14 protein-coding genes are annotated in these 17,755 nt (G+C 56.4%); 5 read left to right on the forward strand and 9 right to left on the reverse strand.

What is annotated here, in order from left to right:
* The first annotated feature begins 14 nt into the window (after positions 1-14).
* Complete coding sequence (locus V2I08_RS10875; RefSeq protein WP_349635115.1) at positions 15-704, forward strand: helix-turn-helix domain-containing protein; 690 nt, start codon at positions 15-17, stop codon at positions 702-704.
* Positions 705-738: 34 nt separating this feature from the next.
* On the opposite strand, the gene V2I08_RS10880 is transcribed toward V2I08_RS10875, so the two are convergent.
* Together V2I08_RS10880 and V2I08_RS10885 are read right to left on the reverse strand one after the other, a co-directional pair.
* A complete protein-coding gene (locus V2I08_RS10880) occupies positions 739-2,886 on the reverse strand; it encodes a PQQ-dependent dehydrogenase, methanol/ethanol family (RefSeq protein ID WP_349635116.1) in 2,148 nt (715 codons plus the stop codon).
* A 53-nt stretch (positions 2,887-2,939) separates the two neighbouring features.
* Positions 2,940-5,426 carry a TonB-dependent receptor domain-containing protein gene (locus V2I08_RS10885; RefSeq protein WP_349635117.1) on the reverse strand — a complete coding sequence of 829 codons (2,487 nt, stop codon included), beginning with the start codon at positions 5,424-5,426 and terminating at the stop codon, positions 2,940-2,942.
* 272 nt (positions 5,427-5,698) lie between these two features.
* Here V2I08_RS10885 and V2I08_RS10890 point away from each other — a divergent pair, with 272 nt between their 5' ends.
* Both V2I08_RS10890 and V2I08_RS10895 read left to right on the forward strand, forming a co-directional pair.
* Positions 5,699-6,004, forward strand: a complete 306-nt coding sequence (locus V2I08_RS10890; RefSeq protein ID WP_349635118.1) for an antibiotic biosynthesis monooxygenase — start codon at positions 5,699-5,701, stop codon at positions 6,002-6,004.
* The gene (locus V2I08_RS10895) at positions 6,004-6,300 is read left to right on the forward strand and encodes an antibiotic biosynthesis monooxygenase (RefSeq protein ID WP_349635119.1); all 297 of its coding nucleotides are present in this window, start codon (positions 6,004-6,006) and stop codon (positions 6,298-6,300) included. Before V2I08_RS10890 ends, V2I08_RS10895 begins: the two co-directional genes overlap by 1 nt.
* 78 nt (positions 6,301-6,378) lie before the next feature.
* Here the strand turns inward: V2I08_RS10895 and V2I08_RS10900 are convergent, their stop codons facing one another.
* The 7 genes from V2I08_RS10900 to V2I08_RS10930 all read right to left on the reverse strand — a co-directional run bounded on the left by V2I08_RS10900 (position 6,379) and on the right by V2I08_RS10930 (position 15,068).
* Positions 6,379-7,554 carry a serine hydrolase domain-containing protein gene (locus V2I08_RS10900; protein ID WP_349635120.1) on the reverse strand — a complete coding sequence of 392 codons (1,176 nt, stop codon included), beginning with the start codon at positions 7,552-7,554 and terminating at the stop codon, positions 6,379-6,381.
* 87 nt (positions 7,555-7,641) lie between these two features.
* Positions 7,642-7,923, reverse strand: a complete 282-nt coding sequence (locus tag V2I08_RS10905) for a hypothetical protein (RefSeq protein ID WP_349635121.1) — start codon at positions 7,921-7,923, stop codon at positions 7,642-7,644.
* Positions 7,924-7,990: 67 nt separating this feature from the next.
* Complete coding sequence (locus V2I08_RS10910) at positions 7,991-9,040, reverse strand: zinc-binding dehydrogenase (protein WP_349635122.1); 1,050 nt, start codon at positions 9,038-9,040, stop codon at positions 7,991-7,993.
* 196 nt (positions 9,041-9,236) lie between these two features.
* The gene (locus V2I08_RS10915; protein ID WP_349635123.1) at positions 9,237-11,468 is read right to left on the reverse strand and encodes a TonB-dependent receptor domain-containing protein; all 2,232 of its coding nucleotides are present in this window, start codon (positions 11,466-11,468) and stop codon (positions 9,237-9,239) included.
* A 195-nt stretch (positions 11,469-11,663) separates the two neighbouring features.
* Complete coding sequence (locus V2I08_RS10920; protein WP_349635124.1) at positions 11,664-12,680, reverse strand: LLM class flavin-dependent oxidoreductase; 1,017 nt, start codon at positions 12,678-12,680, stop codon at positions 11,664-11,666.
* Between the two features lie 91 nt (positions 12,681-12,771).
* Complete coding sequence (locus V2I08_RS10925; RefSeq protein ID WP_349635125.1) at positions 12,772-13,572, reverse strand: aspartate/glutamate racemase family protein; 801 nt, start codon at positions 13,570-13,572, stop codon at positions 12,772-12,774.
* Positions 13,573-13,625: 53 nt separating this feature from the next.
* The gene (locus V2I08_RS10930; protein WP_349635126.1) at positions 13,626-15,068 is read right to left on the reverse strand and encodes an LLM class flavin-dependent oxidoreductase; all 1,443 of its coding nucleotides are present in this window, start codon (positions 15,066-15,068) and stop codon (positions 13,626-13,628) included.
* 306 nt (positions 15,069-15,374) lie between these two features.
* Between V2I08_RS10930 and V2I08_RS10935 the strand changes: the two genes are divergently transcribed.
* Positions 15,375-16,457: an aromatic ring-hydroxylating dioxygenase subunit alpha gene (locus V2I08_RS10935; protein ID WP_349635127.1), complete on the forward strand. Its 1,083-nt coding sequence runs from the start codon at positions 15,375-15,377 to the stop codon at positions 16,455-16,457.
* 337 nt (positions 16,458-16,794) lie between these two features.
* Positions 16,795-17,739 carry an NmrA family NAD(P)-binding protein gene (locus V2I08_RS10940; protein ID WP_349635128.1) on the forward strand — a complete coding sequence of 315 codons (945 nt, stop codon included), beginning with the start codon at positions 16,795-16,797 and terminating at the stop codon, positions 17,737-17,739.
* Positions 17,740-17,755: the final 16 nt, after the last annotated feature.

Below are 17,755 nucleotides of genomic sequence, written 5' to 3' on the forward strand. Positions count from 1 at the left end.
TGCAAAAAGAGTCTGTGAAAAAAGAGTCGGCCCGCCGCCGCTACACCAGCCCGGCGATGACATTGCGGCGTGCACGAGTCGTCGACACCGCCCATCGGCTGCTGGGCGAAGGGGGTGTAGCGGCCTTGACGATCCGGCGTTTGTCTGAAGATGCAGGCGTTGCGCAACGAACCGTCTATCGCCTGTTCGGGGACAAGGACGGGGTGGTCAGTGCCACGGTGATCGACCGGATGGTCGAAGTCCGAGCGCATATTGCCCGGCGCAACGCGACCTATACGCTCGATGTGGTTTTTGCCGAACTTGATTGGATGGTCAGCGAACTGGAACGCGACTGCCTTTATGCGCGGGTCGTCATCGATTTTGTATTTGCGCCCGAACCGCGCGAGTTGGAGGTGCGCGAACTAACATCTGTCGCTCGCGCCCGCTTCCGGGCTTGGCTATTGCTGCAACAGGAAATCGGCCATGTCCGCGACGATCTGGACCTGGAATATGTGATAGACACGCATGTCATGCATGAATTTCTGGTCTATCGCCGCTGGTCGCTCGGTCAGTGTGACGCAGCTTTGTGCCGCATGGAACTTCATGCCTGCTTTTTACAGACGGCAGCGCTGGTTCTTGTCGATGCCGTTCGCGAACAATATCTTTCGCACCTTGTGACATTGCAAAAGCAGATCATGCGCGCGCGAGGGTCTCATCCATGCTGAACGACAATCATTCTCCTGAAATGCAATAATCGCATCACTCGCCCGTCTTGTGCGCCGATCCGACCGATTCATCCTTTTTACCGCTTCTCAAGACCGCTGCGCGCGTCCGAATATAGTGACGCAAGGCCTCAATCTGGTCAGGCTTAAACTCGCCAAATTCCGGCATACCGGCTGATACCAGTGCGCCATGGGCCACAATCTGGGTGAAGCTGTCCTTATCTGCGACGGCGGCGGAGCCGCGCAGATCCGGCGCCGTGCCTCCCGCTATCACAGATGTCCCGTGACAAACGGCACAGCGCCCGCCGAAAATGGCTTCACCCCGCGCCGCCATCGCCGCATCGGGCTTGAACGTCGGGTCATTGAACGCGGTCGCCTTATACGGCGTGCGGGGTGGCAATTGTTGCGTGCCGCCGATCGCGAAGGTCAACACGCGCCGGGCCTGCGTCCTGTAGTCTATGCCATATTGCGCGAACATCGGTCCAAACAGACCAACGCTGGTGCCGATACCCGCTACGACCGTGACATATTGCCGCCCCTTGTGCCGATAGGAGATAGGCGGTGCCACCACGCCTGCCCGCGCATCGAAATTCCAGAGCCGCTTGCCGTTTTCCGCGTCATACGCCGAAAATCCGCCGTCGGGTCGTCCCTGAAACACGAGCATGCCTGCGCTTGTCATGATGCCGCCATTGCCGTGCGTTTCCATCGGCAGCTTCCAGCGTGGTTTCTGCGCCACCGGGTCCCAGGCAATCAGCCATCCGGTCACATCCTTGCCACCCGCATCAATTGAATAGCCGACCCCCGGCGAAAGCCCCATCCCTCCGGCGAATTTGAAATTTTCGCGGGTGATGCCGGTATCGTCGAACGACGCCTGAAGATCGATCGCAGGAATATAGGTGAGAGCGGCCTTTGGATTATAGGCCATCGGCATCCAGCTATGCGCACCGAGCGGTGTCGGCCGGAACGTGGTTTTCCCACTTTCGTACCGGACGCCCGGATTTTCTATCGGTCGGCCGGTTTTGATGTCAATCGCCTTTGCCCAGGTGACCTCCACAAAGGGTTCGGCCGAAATCAACTTTCCGTTCTGCCGGTCTATGACATAATAAAAGCCGTTTTTGGGTGCCGTCATGACCACCTGTCGCGGCTTTCCATCGATCACCAGATCGGCCAGTTCCATGTCCATCGCGGCATTGAAATCCCAGCTTTCACCGGGATTTATCTGATAGTGCCATTTATATTTGCCGGTTTTCGCATCCAGCGCGACGATGGAACAGACGAAGAGATTATCGCCTTTTCCCATCGACCGGATTTTGTGATTCCACGGCGCGCCATTGCCCGTTCCGATCAAAATCTGGTCGTTCCCCTTGTCATAGGTCATCGCATTCCAGACAGACCCGCCGCCGCCATATGTCCACCAATCTCCGTGCCAGGTCTTTGCTGCCATTTCCTGCGCAGCATCCTCAAAGCCATTGGCGGGATTGCCGGGGACAGTGTAGAATTTCCACAGGGAGCGCCCGGTGTCGGCGTCAAACGCCGTTACAAAACCGCGCACAGCGCTCTCGTCGGAGCCGGCGTTGCCAATGATCACCTTGCCGTCGAACACCCGTGGCGGCCCGGAAATAAACATTGGCGCGCCTTCGGCCAGAGTCTGGACCGTCCAGACTGGCTCGCCGGTGCGTTCATCAAGCGCAATCAGCCGTCCATCCTGCGTAGCGGTAATGACCTTATGATTCCAATAGGCGATCCCGCGACTGCCCCACCCCTGTCGCAAACGAATGCCGGATGCTTCGGGAGCTTTGGGATCATGAGTCCATTTGACCTTGCCGGTTGCAACGTCAATGGCGCGCACAACCGAGTATCCACTTGCCAGATAAACGGTGCCATCCACTTCGATCGGCCCGGTTGCTGGATTGCCAGGGGGCAGGTCAACCGCCCAGACCAAACCTAAATCCTTGACATTCTCTCTGTTGATCTGGTCGAGGGGGCTGTAATGTTGTTCGCCATAGGTGCGGCCAAAGGCAGGCCAGTCATCGCCATCGCTCGCATCGTCAAGTTGCAGTTCCCACTGTTCAATATTCTGCGCAACCGACTTGTTGTCGCTGGTCGCTGAGTTGCAGCCGATTAACAACGCCACAAGGCTGACCGCCACTGCGCGACCAAACGGCCCATATTCCGCGTTCACCATGACTTCCCCAGAAAAATGCGCGGCCAGTGCATGACTGGCCGCGTATCAGATATTTATCGTTTGCTGCCGAGTGCCACGCCTGCTTCCAGGCCAAAATAACGCGGCGGGCCATATTGGGAGTTGAGCCACAGGCCAGCCACATTCTGAATGCCGACCCGGTAGCGCTTGTCCGTCAGGTTCTTGCCGACCAGACGCAGATAATATTTGTTGTCAATCTGCGAGAGGGTGATCGACCCGTTCACCAGCGTCCGGGCGTTGAGGAACGTATTGCCGAGCGGATCATCAATCGCCTGGGTGTTGAGGTTCCGGCCGGTATAAGCGGCATTGGCATTCAACGTCAGCTTATAATCGCCAATCGGAACAGAATAGACACCGTCCAGCGTCCATTGCCATTTAGGCGCACGATCAAGCGGCGCGGAAGCGAGATCATAGCCCGCATTGGCCGCCGTGTAATTATTATATTTGCCATCCTGATAGCCAAGTACGCCACGAAGGGTTAGTCCCTCCACTGGCGTGGCCGACAGTTCCGCCTCAATGCCCTTGACGGTCGCACTGGCGGCATTGACGAACAATGTGACCTGATTGGGCTGGCCGTTCACCTCAATCGGCACATTCAATTGCTTTTGAAGATCCTTATATTTGACATAGAAGCCCGTCAGATTGAACCGTACGCGATTGTCCAAAAACTGGGACTTCAGGCCGACTTCGAAGCTGTCGGCCTTTTCCGGGTCAGTGGCGCGCGCAGCCTCCTGAAATGCGTTCAGATCGCTGCCAAACGCAGCAAAGCCACCAATCTGGTCATTAAAGCCGCCGCCCTTATAGCCGCGCGAATAGCCACCAAAGACGAAGAGATCGTCCGTTGCCTGATAGCTGGCGCTGACCCGATAGGTCGGCTCCCGCCACTTGTCTGACACGGTGACCACGCCCGCTGGATAATTGTAAACACTGGCGTCGAGCGCCTGGCTGATGGTGATTGTCGGGTCGAACCCGCCGCCCAGCGCGGGAATGAAAGTCTGCTGGCGGCCCAGCCAGGTCTTGTCATCCCAGGTATATCGCCCCCCTGCCGTGATCGTTAAACGGTCTGTGGCCTTGAACGTGCCTTCGAGAAAAAGCGCGCGGGATTTTGACCGCTGCGCGTTGCACAGAACATAAGGGGTATCGTTCCAGTTGCCAAAGGGAAGTGGTCCCGATGTCAGATCCAGAAAGCCCAATATCTGGCCAACGCAGAAATCAACCTTGTCCCTCTGGTAGAAACCGCCAGCAACAAAATTGAACGGCCCAGCGAAATCCGACGCGAAGCGCAGTTCCTGCTGCCATGTCTTGCGATTATCATCGCGCGTCGCATCGAAGAAGGACAGATATTGGCCATCAGCCGCCACCGCAGTAGCGCCGGCATAAGAGTTGGGAATGCGCGAGCGCTGGTTTCGGTATCCTGAAACCGATGTGATCGTGCCTAGCCCCGTATCATATTCGATATTGGCATATAGGCCATCGACGGAGATGCGTTGGCCCTGACCCATGAACAGCAAGCCGTCATTGCGCCCGGTATAGGCCGCACGGTCCAATGGGTCGCGGTTCTGGGCGTTGGGTTCGGTAAGACCCAGAAGATCGGTGAGGAATGGATTGTCGCCGGTATAGAGATAATTCTCGTTCACCGAAGGCACGACATCGGATGTGTCGCGAATCCACTCATATTGGAACAAGGCGCTGAAATTCGAAGACGGCTCGATAAGCAGTTTGGCACGCGCCTGCCACACATCTTTGCCGCCCAGCGTTTCGCCGCCCAGGCAACCGCTGCGACCCTGAAATTTGTTGGGTACAAAGCCAGTCACCGGCCCGTAGCAGGCACCATTGGTGTAATAGCCATCGGATTTTTCATATCCGCCGACCAGCCGCAATGCCGCAATCGACCCGATGGGAACGTTGGCCGATGCCTGAAGCTTGCGCTGCCCGAAATCGCCATATTCGACCCGGCCTTCAACGCCGATATAGTCGAGTTCCGGCCGCTTCGTGCGGACCGTGACCACGCCGCCCGTCGTATTCTTGCCGAACAGCGTACCCTGCGGGCCGCGCAGAACTTCCACCTGGGCCACATCAAAAGTGTCGAGCAATTGGGTCTGAACGGAAGGAACGACGAAATCATCGACCAGTACCGCGACCGGGGGCTCGAAATAGACAATGATCGACGTTTGCCCCACGCCGCGCATCGCGAAGCTGGCAGCATTGAAATTGGCAATCGTCGCCGCCGAGAAATTGGGGACAAAAGCAGCGATTTCACCCAGATCGCGGGGTGAAACTTGCGCTATCAACGAACTGTCTACCGCTGAAACGGATATGGGCGTCGATTGAAGGTCCGTCGAGCGGCGGGTGGCCGTCACGATAATGTCGGCCAGGCCGACATTGGGCGCACTGGTATCGGCGTTATCCGCCTGAGGCACGATATCTGTGTTGGTGGACGTCTGCGCACTTGCCAGCGCACTGCCTGTTGCGACGATCAACGCGAACAAACATGACGAGCGGTAAAGCTGCCTGTTCAACATGCCTCTCTCTCCTTGTTGCCCCGCCATTGCTGCGGGTTCGGCATGAGGATTATCACGAATGCAGCGATTTGCAATCAGTCATGAATGTTTTTTATATTGCAGCCTCTGGCGTCCCTCGGAGCGTCCAGTGAGCAACAGCCAGTTGCCAGTTGCAAATCATTCATGTTTGTTTTTATTAAGACTGAGCCTAAGGTGGGGCAGAGGTTTTGACGCACCCCTTATATGACCGGCAGAAGAGCTCCAAAACCGTTAAAAGCGAGAGGATCGGCGCGATGCCTTTTAGTTTCTTGTCCCGATTTCGAATCCAGGAAAGCCGCGAGGCCGAGTTCATATCTTTGGCCAGAGAAATGGAAGGGCTGTCCAGAAATGAGCCGGGGACGCTGCATTATCAGTTCTTCCGGTTGGCCGAGCCGGGGATGTTCGCGGTGTTCGAGAGCTTTATCGACGAAGCGGCCGATGAAGCGCACATGGCCTATGATCACAATAAGCCGCTGATCGAAAAGATCGTCAGTTGCATGGATGGGGCCTATGAAAGGGAGATTTTATATGATCTCTCCACAATGACAGGAGAATATTGATGACGGGGAAAAGCTTTATAGCGCAATTGCGGACAAAGCCGGAGAAGCGGAGCGAAATGATTGCCCTACAATCCGAACTCAAGCAATTGGTATTCAAACATGAGCCGGATGCGCTCGTCTATGAATTATTTCAGTCTGAATCAGACTCCGACCTGTTTCAAGTTATCGCAACATTCCGGGACGATGCGGCCTTCGAGGCTCATATGTCGATCGATTTTCACGACAGACTGGTTCCGCCGATATTGAACTGTTTGGCCGAAGAGATGGCCATCGCATTCTACAGATCACTGCCTTGATTGAAGTGTAGTTTTCCCCTCAATCACGCCGCGCCTACAATCAAGCAAGCGCGGCGTGGGTATTTTCAGGAACGATGCTTAGCTTTTGCAAACCACAGCTTCGATCGCACGATGCGTATTGTCGCCCACTGCGATACCCGGCATCAGCATCACCAGCACGGTATCGCGTTCGGGAATGACCCAGAACCGACGTGTGCCGATGCCGTCCCAGCCATAGCTGCCGTTCGGCAAAGCCAGACCCGATGCCTCCTGATCGACAACGATCCCGACGCCAAAGCCAAAACGCAATCCCGGCGCGCTATGGTCGCCAAGACCCGCATACTGCATCGGGTTTAGGCCGCCAAAGATGACATTCCCAATCTGATTGCGGCTCATCATCTCAACCGCTGCGGCAGGGATCAACTGCTCCGAACCGTGCCTGCCCTTGTCGAGCAGCAATTGCGCGAATTTGGCATAGTCGCTTGCCGTCGAGAATAATCCGCCGGAACCGGAGTGATAATGGCCAACCGTAATGGGCAATCCAGCGAACATGCCCAGCGGTAGCGAGCGTTCGACCTTGGCCGGATCGCGCCCAAACTGCGTATCACTCATGCCCAACGGATCGGTAAAGCGCTCACGCACATAATCACCAAAGGATTTGCCCGATACGATCTCGACCAGTCGGCCGATGATATCGTAGCCCGTCGTATTGCTATAGTGCCAGCGTGTACCGGGCTGAAAATCCAGCGGCAGATCGGCCAGCTTTGGCACCCAGCTTTCCAGCGTATCGTCAGGCGTGATCGGAGGATAGTTTGGATCTGGAACGCCTAGTGTCTGTAGGCCGGACGTCATCGTCATCAGGTCGCGCACGGTTATCGCACGTTCTGCCGGGACCAGGTCAAATTCAGGCATTGGTCCAGGCGCCTCACCTGGACGCGGCGGGAAGGAAGGAAGCGAATGCCCCGGCTTCAATACACGAACCTGCCGTGGCTTGGCGAATTGCGGGATATATTCGGACACCGGACTGTCGAGCGAAAGTTTGCCCTCCGCCACGAGTATAGAGGCCGATGCAGTCGCAACTGGCTTGCTCATCGACATGACGTGAAAGATTGTGTCTGTCTCCAGTGTGAAGTTCCGATCGCCGTCATCGGTACCCAATGCTTCCAGCGCCTCGATCTCGCCATGCCTGGCAACCAGCGCGATCCCGCCGGCAATTTCGCCAGCATCGATCCGGCTTTGAATAGCGTTTCTGATTTCGCTGGATAAGTTAGACATGATAATTGTCCTTCGCTCTAGTTTCGGCTTTTATGCCCAATGCAAGCTATTGGTCTATATGATGTTTTTTCGGTAGGTCGTCTCCGGTCAGGCATCTCCTATCCCCAGATACTGTCGCAATGACGTGCTTGCATAATCTTCATGAAATAGCTTGCGACGCTGCAATTCGGAGACGATGAAGTCCACAAATTCTGTGACTCCGCCGGGTGTAAGCAGCGGCGTGACGTTGATGCCATCGCACACGCCCGCCAGAAACCAATTGGAAGTGCGCAACGCGCAGGACGCGGTAGCGGCATCATCCAAAGACAGATATGGCATCGGTAAATCCGCAGCGAGTGAGTCGAGATCCACCGCGCCACCGGATGCCATCCGGCGGGCGCCACCGTCATTCCCAGCGTCCTCTCGCCCCGTCTGGACATACGGCTTTCCCTCCGCCTCAATCCACCCAAGGTGCGAGCACGACCTTGCCGGTGCTGTTGCGTGTTTCAATCGCGCGATGCGCTGCGGCCGCTTGCGACAGGGGGAAGGCCGTGGTTTCGACCTTCAACTTGCCGTCGCGTACCCATTCGGCCATCTGCCCAATAGACTCCCGATAGTTGCGCGCTGCTTCCTGCGGCGGCAGGGCACCCATCGGGAAAACATGATTGCCGACGTTGAAGAAGCCCAGAACCTGATTGGTCATCATCCGCTCTTTGGCGAACAGTTCGCCGAAATCGAGCCGCGGCGGCTCGCCATTGGCGGTGCCATAGATGCGCGCGATGCCGAACGGCGCGACGCAGCCAAGGGCCGTCATGAGGGAGTCGCCGCCCGTCATGACGAGCGCGCCGTCAACCCCGCGCCCGCCGGTGAGATCACGCACCTGCTGGTCCCAATCGCTTCCCGAATAATCGATGGCATGGTCCGCGCCCAGATTCAGAACGGCCTGCCGCTTTTCGGCCGATCCGGCGCAGCCGATCACCGTACCTGCGCCCATCAACCTGGCGATCTGCACCGCCAACGAGCCTACGCCGCCGGCGGCGGCCATGACCAGAACGGCCTTGCCCGGTTCCAGCTTCACGCCCTCCTTGAGGAGCCAATAGGCCGTCATGCCCTGAATAAGCAGGGCGGTTGACTGCGCCTTGGAAACGCCCTGAGGCAATTTGATTGCGCTGGCCGCCAACACGGCGGCATATTGGGCATAGCAACCCGACGAAAATGGATCGGTGACGCCGAAAACCTCGTCGCCCACAGCAAGCCCTTCAACACCAGGGCCAACTTCTTCGATGACGCCAGCATATTCGCCGCCTAGAATATAGGGAGTGGGTGTTGGAACCGGATAGAAGCCGCCGCGACGGCGTTCGACTTCGGCGAAGTTAATGCCTGCGGCTTCGTTCCTTACCAAAATCTGGCCTGGTTTAACCTGTGGCTTTGGAACATCGCTATACACCAGCACATCGGGCGCGCCCTTTGCGTTGATAACAGCAGCCTTCATGATCTTGGACGTCATTCGATAAACTCCGGATTCACACGGTCGGATTGTGGAAACATGTCATTGCGCAACCACCTATATGCGGCAGCTCACCCAATATTTGTAAGGTCGCCATCCAATTTGCCCAATCTCATCACAAGGTGACCTGTCGAGTTATCAGCGGCCACAGGAATAGTAGGGCCTCGATCCCAACGAACCGAGGCCCACGAGCACATCAGAAATTCACATTGACGCGCACACCATAAGTCCGGGGCGGACGCAACACTGAGACCGGCACAGAACCAGGCGATAGCGCCGGTCCGGGAGGGCCCATCCGCTGTGCGCTTCCAGTGCCGGCCTTGAAGTCGGACACAACTGCATCGGTAAAGTTGCGTACCCAGCCGGTAATACTCCAGTTTCGGCCAGGTGTATTGTATGTCAGCGAGGCATCTCCGATAAATTTGCTGCCCTGACTATGAAACGGCAGATAATCGAACGGTGCGAGCCAGACCGAGGACTGGAACTGTCCGCCAACATTCGCGACGAAGGACGAACCGTTCGCCAATTCGAAGGTCTGCTCTATGCCGCCGGTCAACGACCATTTCGGCGCATTTATCATCGGATAGCCATTGCAGTTGTATATGAATTCGCCGCCCACCTGACCAAGCGGCGGGCAACCAGTAGTCTGGGGCGCAAAACCCGTCGAATATTGGAACTTGGTGTACTTGGCGTCGAGATACTGCGCATTCAGGAACAGGTTCGTCGTATCGGTGGCAAGCCAGCGAATGTCCGCCTCGACACCCTTGATCTCGGCGTTACCGGCATTGTCGGTCACGAAGCCAGGAGATGGCAAGCCGCCGCCATCGAGAATGACCGCGAAGTGCGACACCTGCTGGTCCTTATAGTCATACCAGAAGGCTTCAAGGTTCAATTGCAGACGGCGGTTGAACAGCATGTTCTTCGAACCGATGGTATAGCTGGTGATTTGTTCCGGTTCATAGGTCGCACGCGGCCCAGCGGTGAAGAAGAAGCCGCCGGAATGATATCCCCGATCGACGCCAGCATAGAGGAGCGAGTTCGCGCTGACATCATATTCCAAGCCGACTTTCCACGTCACCGCCGAGTCGCTGCGCTTTAGTCCGGCTTGCCGTGGGTTAGGCGGTTGCAGGCCATCGAACGTCTTCTTGTCGCTCGTGTAACGTACACCACCAGTCGCACGGAAACCATCGGTGAGCGGAACGGTCACCTGACCAAATGCAGCATAGCTTTTGGTACTGGCATCCACCAACTGGGTGGTCGGCGGAAACAGCGGGTTCAATCGGATCAGGAAATTCGAGTCCGTGTCCTCATCGAACGCAAATGCGCCCAACACCCATTTGACCGGCGAAGATGGTTGAGAAGAGAGGCGCACTTCAAGCGACGTCTGTTCATGCGTCTGATGTTCTTCAAGATTGGGGTAGCTGTTGACGTGGTAATTCAGGCTCGACCGGCGATACGCTGGCAAAACAGTAAGCGTACCAAAGCCGACATCCCAATCTATCGTCGCATTGACGCCCCAAAAGTCGCTGTCCTGATAGGAGTCGTTTTTGCATATCGCGGTGACATTGCCATAATAGGCGGCGTGCGTCGGACAGCTTGCAGCGCTGTTGAGACCATCCCATGGATCTCCGACATACTGACCCACACGCGGATTAAGAATAGCGGCCGGTCCGGGATAGGTGCCAGCGACATAGGTGCCTTCGAGCAGACTCATGCCAGGCCCTCGGCCGCCTTGATGCGAAAAGTCAGCGCCCAAAGTGATTGCAAACCGATCATCGGGTTCGACTCGAAGCTGAGCGCGCACTGAGCGTGAAACCTGATCACTCGTGCCGTCAGCATAATAGCCATCGCGGTCAATGAAATCGCCGGCGATGCGCAACGCGGCCTTGGTTCCAAGCGGAAGGTTGATTGCGCCGGTCGCGTGAATCAGATCGAAATTGCCATATTCAAACATGCCATTGCCGCTGAATTCACCCAGCTTCGGAGGGGCTGGCAGAATGTTGAGCGCGCCGGCCGTTGCATTGCGCCCGTACAATGTGCCTTGTGGTCCTTTGAGAACCTCGACACGGGCAAGATCATAGAGATTGCCGAACAAGCCCGATGGTCGCGAAAGCGCCACGCCATCATAGCTGACGACTGCCGCTGGATCAGAATAGGCGTTGAGCGCGAAATTAGCGATACCGCGAATGTTGATCGGCACATAAGGCGATGCGGCTTGGGAAACCTTGACCGCAGGCACGACCTTGCCGAGATCTGTGACGCTGGTGACGCCAGCCTGCACCAGGGATTCCGATGACACCACTGAAATGGCCAAGGCCGCCTTCTGCGCACTTTCCTCGCGCTTCTGTGCGGTAACAATGATGTCCTGAATGCCCGTCTGGACAGACTCAGCCTCAGCATTTTGCGCAAGAGCAGGCGTCGCCGACAAAGCAGTCGCGGAAACGCCAACCCATAATGCCCTGGATATGATACTCATATTTCCTCCTCCCAGTTTATTGTTTCTCGTTGGGTATCTATTTTGAGACATCCTCAACGGACCGCTTCGGTGGGCCATTCACGCCCCCTTAGCGGCGGAAGTCATTTTGCCTTTTTGATATGCTTTCGTCAATCTGATGTATCAGATTCATTCTCGGATTTTGATGTCTGCATTCCGCAGGATCGGAATGACCTTTTGCCCAAATGTTTCGTGACATTGCCACATCGCTTCGAACGTACGCCCGATCGGCCCGAACAGGAAGTTACCGCAGCCCACCTCACGGCATTGAGCGATGATCTGCTCCGCAACCTGTTCGGGCGTACCAACGATAAATTCATCGTCCGATACCGGCGGTGCTTTGCTGGGGTCTGCCTGATCCAACAGCGCGCGCAGGAAGTAATCGCGAGTTTCGGCACGTGCTTGCACTGGATCAACACCAGGTTCGATGAAATAGACCGAACGCCGGATGGCAAGATCATCGGGCGTCGTAGCCCGACCAACTTCGTTCGCAGCCATACGGAAACCATCCAACATGCGCTTGAGCACAGCAACATCGTGGAAACCCACGCACAGTTTCCAACCATTGCGGCCGGCGCGTTCGGCTGAGGACAGGCTGACGGCCGCCGTCCACATGGATGGATTTTGCTGATACATCCTTGGCTGCAGATTCAGCTTCTCAAAGCTCCAATGCTTGCCCTGATGGGTGACCGAACGGCCTGTTCTCGACTTTTCGACAACGGACATGATCTCCGCATGGCGCTCCACCGTATCCTGCGGGGTGATGCCCACCGCGATGCATTCCGGCGGAATGCCCGATACCAGCCCCATTTCCAGCCGTCCCTTGGTCAGGTGGTCAAGCATCGCATATTCCTCCACCACGCGCCAAGGCGTGGAATAGGGCGATACAGTACCATTTACGCCCAGCCGGATCGTCGAGGTGACGGAGGCTAAATAGGCAATCAGCAGGTTGGGGGACGGAGCGTAAGCGGGACCAAAATGATGTTCACTGAAGAAGATCCCCTCAAAGCCCAGTTCTTCATCAAATTTCCACAGCCGGATATAGTCTTGAAACCGCTGCTGCGTAGCTTCAGGATCAAAATCCAGTTCACGATTACCCGTGACCACATGGGCGGGAAAAAACTCGAATAACCATGGCTTGATCATTTTTCTATTTCCTTAAGATGCTTTCGATGTTCGATATATCGCAAAGGCCGCGCGCCGCCCGGTGTGGCTGATGCGATGCGCAACGTCTTTTTCAGCTTTCCCAAAATCCCGCTGACAGGGGCACGGCTTTGACACCGTTGCACCCGCGTCCATGCATATGCTGGATCATCGCCGCACGTTCGGCATAGAGACCGACAACGCCCAGAAGATCGACAACAGGCACGCCATCGATATGCCGCACGCCACCGGGCCACTCATCCTCCACACCCGGCGCAAGCCGCAGTGCTGGCGATTGCAGGCCACAACCCGGCAGAATCACATCGGCCCCTTTGGCGATCAGCTTGCGCGCCAGTTCGTGGAATATTTTGATAGAGGGGCCAGCGTTGACGACGGCCTCTTCCTGCTCTGCTGCCGTTTCCGGCGTCGCGATGACATCAATCACCATCTCGCCATAGCCATAGTCGGCGGCTTGCCTGAAGGTGGGCTCGATCAGCATTGGTGCCGGTGTGACGATCCCGATGCGCTTACCCAGTTCAGCCGCAGCCGCCATGCCCGCCTTACCAAAGCCTATAACCGGAATGGAAAGACCCGCCTCGCACTGGTCCAGTTGCGGGTCGCCGAAGCAACCTACGATCGCTGCATCAAAGCCCTGCTCGTCGGCTCCCTTCATGGCGGGATAGATATAGTCACCGGCGAGACGCGACAGGTGGACGCAGGACGCAAAGGCGGGATGGGTTTCGCCTTCTTCGCTCCAGCGTTGCACGAAGCGTGTTTGGGCAGATGTGCCAAGGCTCAGATTACGTTCGGTGATCGGAGCGATCACCTGCCTGATGAAATCCCCTTCCGGTCCGTTTTTGCGGGCCGCACCCACGCTAGTGACGATAATGTCCATTGCCTATCCTCCGGTCGCACGCTTGGACCTTGAAAATACCTGCTCTCGCCCGATCAGATAGTCCGCGCGGGCACCTTCAATCCCAGATTGTCACGCAGCGTCGTGCCTTCATATTCCGTGCGGAAGATGCCCCGCCGTTGCAATTCAGGCACCACCAATTCAACGAAATCATTCAGGCTCGTCGGCATGGCAGCGGGCATCACAATGAAACCGTCGGCAGCGCCTTCATTGAGGCATTTTTCCATCAGATCCGCGATCATCTCCGGTGTGCCGACGACCATCCAGTGGCCAAGACTGGCCGTTGCCGACGCGAGCTGGCCAAGCGTCAGCCCTTCGCGTTTGGCAAAGCCGATCATGAGATCACGCCGACTGGTCGCCAGCGGGGAAGACGGCAGATCGTCGGGCAGTGGCTGGTCGAGCGGATAGACCGAAAGGTCGATCCCGAACTCGCCGTTCAACAGTTCAATGCCAAGTTCGGCCGGATAGGAATCGCGCAGGGCGGTTGCCTTGGCCTGGGCCTCTTCCATCGTGCGGCCAACAACCGGCACAATACCTGGCAGAATAGCCATTTCCTCGTCCTTGCGGCCCGCCTTGGCAAGTCGCTCGCGCATGTCGGTATAAAATGCTTTGGCACCCTCGAAATTCTGCTGCGCAGTGAACACCACCTCGGCTGTGCGCGCGGCGAGGTGTCGGCCGTCTTCCGAAGACCCCGCTTGGGCGACCACGGGGCGCCCCTGCGGCGTACGTGGCATCGTCAGCGGGCCCTTGACCTTGAAATGCTCGCCCACATGGTTGAGATATTTGAAACCATCGGGAGCAAAGAACTGGCCCTTTTCCTTATCAAATTTGAAGGCGTCGTCCTTCCAGCTATCCCAAAGCCCCAGCACGACATCGGCAAATTCACTGGCCTTCTTGTACCGATCATCCTTGTCGGGATGCTGTTCGTAACCAAAATTCCAGGCTTCGGCGTGATTGGCCGATGTAATGAGATTCCAGCCTGCACGCCCACCGCTCAGATGATCGAGCGAAGCGACGAACCGGGCCAGCATATAGGGCGGAAAATAGGTCGTAGTGCCGCTCCCGGCGAGGCCGATATGCTTGGTGACACCAGCAAGCGACGAGAGCAGCGTAAATGGTTCGAGGAAGGCCAGCATTGGCGAGCGCCCGGCCGTAGCCTCGCTCTTCTGCGGCAGCATGCCATATCCATCCGCCAAGAACAGGAAGTCCAACTTTCCGCGTTCGGCGGTCTGCGCAATATCGACATAGTGATTGAGCTTGAAGCCATTTTCAGGCTTTGAACTGGGCAAGCGCCAGGCACCATTATGCGCGCCATTGGGAGTTATCAACACGCCCAAGTGAAGCATCTTGCCCATCGAATCCCCTTCCAGATTGCCGATTGAGGCTTTGATCAACTTGCCTTCGTCCCGCCCAGTGGCACGACCGCGCACTGGATGAGGGAAGCCGCTTTCGATCCTGCCCTTATTTCGTTTCACCATAATTGACACGAATGTTGCGAGTCTGCAAGACGAAATAATCACGTCGTCACGCTTTATGAAATGGACAACATAGGATATTGAAATATATCCACTTTCTCCTGGCGATATGCTCAGCGAAAATGGAAAACCACATCTGGAACAGGTTTAACAGGAAGGACTTCCTGCCCCCTTCAAATCCCCTCTGCCTGCTAAAAAATATGTCGAGGATAAGATCAAGATTCTGGCTACAGCCTTAGCTTGTCGATTGACAAACTATCTTTGTCATCTGATAAGTTTCTTAAACGAAAATGTTAGGAGTAGTGTGCTATGTACCCTCTCGCCGTCGACCAGCCCTACCCGTATAACCAGTGGTGGATCGCCGCCTACGCATCCGAAGTGACACGGGACATTTTGGCGCGTGAGATACTCGGCGAGCCGATCATCTTTTATCGTACCGAAACAGGCAAGGCCGTCGCGCTCGCGGGCATTTGTCCGCATCGCATCTATCCGCTCGCCAAGGGGCGGATTGTTGGCGATACCGTACAATGCGCCTATCATGGCTTTCAATTTGGCGCGGACGGGCGGTGCCTAAAGGTTCCGAGCCAATCAAGCGTGCCGCAAAACTCCACGCTCCGTTCCTATCCGCTGGTCGAACGCGCCAATCTCCTCTGGATCTGGACCGGCGCGGCCGAACTTGCCGATCCGAACGACATTCCCGATCTGGATTCAGTGGGCCTTGGCCGCGAAGACTGGGCCGTCGAGCAGCATCCGGTCTGCACCGTGGAAGCGCGCTACACGCTGATGATCGAGAATCTGCTCGACCTCAGCCACATAAGCTTCATCCACGCAACATCGATCCCCGGCGGCGGCGCGGTGGCAGAAATTCCGGCGGAGGTCATCGAGACAGAAAAGAGCCTGATCGTGCAGCGTCTTGGAAAGAATTTGCCGCTCAACCCCATACTCAAGCTGCAATTTCCTCAACAAACAGGTCCGGTAAACCAGCATTTCGACGCCGAATATTTCGGCCCCTGCCTGACCCGCACTGGCGGTACGATCTATGATTCCGCGAGCGGCCAGAAGCTGGGCACCCAAAACTATATCCACATGTACACGCCGGCCAACCCGCACCGCCAGCACTGCTTCGTCAATACAGCACGCGACTTCGGCATCGATCGACCGGAATTGGGCGATATCCATATCAAAATGGGCAAACACATCGGGCCGGAGGATATCGACGCGGTTGAATCAATTGAACGCATGTTGCAATCTGGGGCGACCATGCCCAAGGAAATCAGCGCACGGGTTGATAATGGCGCACTCCTGGTCCGGCGACGGATGCAAGCGCAGATTAGATCCGAAATGCTGCGCGGCACTCATGCCAAAAAGCCGGTCAGCATTGAAGCAGTCTGAACTTTGACAGCTTAACGCATGGGCGAAAAAGCGACTAAGCTCTGCTCAGATTGTATCAATCAGATGGGCGTTCCAGGATGGCCGCCGCCAGATTGACATTCTCAGCAGAAAACGCCGCCTATGGGTGGAACGCGCAATCTGTCCTGTGACGTTCTCAATTCGAACAACAGAGACAATGCTCTGCAGTTGACAAATTTTGATATATTAGATTATTCAATCCGATCAGTAGCAAGACGCAACCGGAAGCGATTGTGCGCTCGCACAAATCCACAATAATCATATATTTACATAGGTTTATACGGCACGAACCAACGCGCCTGAATCAACGGAGGGATTGATGCCAGCCTATAATCGCAAACCCGTGCCCAAGCAGGTTCTTATCTTTGGTGCTTCAGGTCATATCGGCGGGCCGATGGCTCAAATCATGACCCGCGACGCACCCACCATAGCCTTACGCTTGGTGAGCCACAGTGTGGAAAAAGCTGAACAGTTGCGCACTCGTTTTCCGGCCGCCGATATTGTGGTAGCCGACTATACAGATCGTACGTCGCTAGACCGGGCAGTCGCAGGGATGGAAGGCATTTTCGTGATCTGTCCCGGTGGGACCGATGAGCGCAAGGCGATGACGAATCTCATTGCGGCCATCAAGGCCGAAGGCGCTGCCACCCATATCCTGCGCCAGGTCGGACTACAGCCCGAAGCCAATGCGCGCCGCATTCCTACCTCCCTCAACGGTCCTGGCAGCCTCGCCCTGCCGGTGCAGCATGCCTTGGTGAAGCAGATGCTCGACGAGAGCGAACTGCCGGTTACCTACCTGAATTGTGGCGCGACTTTCATGAACAACTTCATTCGGTCGGACATGGCTCGGCATCTCCGCGAACGGCAAACGCTGGTTTGGCCCGAACGGCTTATCCCCTGGATCGACACGCGCGAAGTCGGCGAAATCGCGGCACGCATCATGCTGTCGGACAATCAGCGTCATATCGGTCAGTTTCATACGATCAACAACGGCCACGACCTGATGCGCTTTTCTGACGTCGCCGCATTGATGAGCGAAGTGTTGGGTATACCAATCACTCATGATGCTTCGCGCGAGGGATTTCTTGCCGGCTACCCGCAGATGGGGCCTGCAGCGGCCTATTTATGGGAATTTTTCATGTACGAGCAGGATAATGAAGTTGTTTGGGCGCTCAACGATTTTGCTGAGCGCATCTTGGGCCGTAAACCGAAAACTGTTCGCGAATGGCTGGTCGAACATCGCGACGCCTTGGTTCGAGGGTAATCCAGGCGCACCAACT

The sequence above is a fragment of the Sphingobium sp. MK2 genome, from assembly GCF_040170545.1.
Taxonomy (GTDB): domain Bacteria; phylum Pseudomonadota; class Alphaproteobacteria; order Sphingomonadales; family Sphingomonadaceae; genus Sphingobium.

Coding starts and splice junctions, on each gene's coding strand:
- V2I08_RS10895 (WP_349635119.1), top strand. CDS start 6,004: ATGACGGGGAAAAGCTTTATAGCGCAATTGCGGACAAAGCCGGAGAAG.
- V2I08_RS10900 (WP_349635120.1), bottom strand. CDS start 7,554: ATGTCTAACTTATCCAGCGAAATCAGAAACGCTATTCAAAGCCGGATC.
- V2I08_RS10890 (WP_349635118.1), top strand. CDS start 5,699: ATGCCTTTTAGTTTCTTGTCCCGATTTCGAATCCAGGAAAGCCGCGAG.
- V2I08_RS10905 (WP_349635121.1), bottom strand. CDS start 7,923: ATGGCATCCGGTGGCGCGGTGGATCTCGACTCACTCGCTGCGGATTTA.
- V2I08_RS10920 (WP_349635124.1), bottom strand. CDS start 12,680: ATGATCAAGCCATGGTTATTCGAGTTTTTTCCCGCCCATGTGGTCACG.
- V2I08_RS10940 (WP_349635128.1), top strand. CDS start 16,795: ATGCCAGCCTATAATCGCAAACCCGTGCCCAAGCAGGTTCTTATCTTT.
- V2I08_RS10935 (WP_349635127.1), top strand. CDS start 15,375: ATGTACCCTCTCGCCGTCGACCAGCCCTACCCGTATAACCAGTGGTGG.
- V2I08_RS10910 (WP_349635122.1), bottom strand. CDS start 9,040: ATGACGTCCAAGATCATGAAGGCTGCTGTTATCAACGCAAAGGGCGCG.
- V2I08_RS10880 (WP_349635116.1), bottom strand. CDS start 2,886: ATGGTGAACGCGGAATATGGGCCGTTTGGTCGCGCAGTGGCGGTCAGC.
- V2I08_RS10925 (WP_349635125.1), bottom strand. CDS start 13,572: ATGGACATTATCGTCACTAGCGTGGGTGCGGCCCGCAAAAACGGACCG.
- V2I08_RS10930 (WP_349635126.1), bottom strand. CDS start 15,068: ATGGTGAAACGAAATAAGGGCAGGATCGAAAGCGGCTTCCCTCATCCA.
- V2I08_RS10885 (WP_349635117.1), bottom strand. CDS start 5,426: ATGTTGAACAGGCAGCTTTACCGCTCGTCATGTTTGTTCGCGTTGATC.